This is a genomic window from Caballeronia terrestris, assembly GCF_001544515.1.
In the GTDB taxonomy this organism is placed as follows: domain Bacteria; phylum Pseudomonadota; class Gammaproteobacteria; order Burkholderiales; family Burkholderiaceae; genus Caballeronia; species Caballeronia terrestris.
The window spans coordinates 1-862 of sequence record NZ_FCOL02000530.1; the positions used below are offsets into that span (position 1 = coordinate 1).

Annotated in this window: 1 protein-coding gene; it reads left to right on the top strand. The window is 58.5% G+C overall.

Going from position 1 to position 862, the window contains the following annotated elements; all coding sequences use genetic code 11:
* The first annotated feature begins 284 nt into the window (after positions 1-284).
* The gene (locus tag AWB67_RS38755) at positions 285-833 is read left to right on the top strand and encodes a DUF1003 domain-containing protein (protein WP_087660935.1); all 549 of its coding nucleotides are present in this window, start codon (positions 285-287) and stop codon (positions 831-833) included.
* Positions 834-862 lie beyond the last annotated feature (29 nt).

Sequence of the window (862 nt, forward strand, 5' to 3'; positions counted from 1 at the left end):
GACGACATCATGAACGCGTACGAGACCTTCGGCCACGCCGCCGATACGCATGCGCTGAAGGTCATCATCGAGGCGTCCGGGTGAGTTGTATCCCCAACGGTAGGTCTGGGTTCACGCCAAGCCGGAACGAGCAGTACACTCGGACTGTTGCCACGCTTCATGCTTGGCTAAAGCGATCGTCCAGTGACGAGCTTCGCTTTGTCCATTGCCGCGCATCTGCTTGGCGTCTCGTGCCGCAGAGCTGACGGGCGGCTTGCCGCCACGACCAGGCCCTGGAGGGGATGATGGAAACGAAGACGCCTGACTCGGCCACCGCTGCGCCTGACATTCCGACAGTCGATCACTTCCGCTTCCATCGTCCTCACGCGCACCTTGCTTCAGCGTTTGGCAACGACACATTCGCGCTCAAGGCGGAAGCGTTTGCGCGTTTTTTCGGAACGCCTCTTTTTCTAGGCACGCAGACAGCTATTGTCGCTATCTGGATTGCAGTCAACGTCTTCGGCCTTACGAGGTTCGACGTTTATCCATTTATTCTGCTCAATCTGGCATTCAGTCTCCAGGCAGCTTATGCAGCGCCGCTCATCCTGCTTGCGCAGACGCGACAAGCAGCGCGCGACACCGTGCATGCCGAGGCTGACGCACAACACAGGGAGGCGCTTGCTGTCGCGAACGAGCAGCGGCAGGAGATCGCAGCCCAGAACGCGGCACAACTTCTGGAGTTGCTGCAGCGAAACACGGAGCTGACAGAACTCACTCAGAAGTTAATTCAGCGGGTCGAGACGCTGACCGCCGAGTTACACGAGAAGCTCGTGCAACGAGATTCACGATCCTAATACGGCTTGGTAGTTGCGCGGTTACGGAT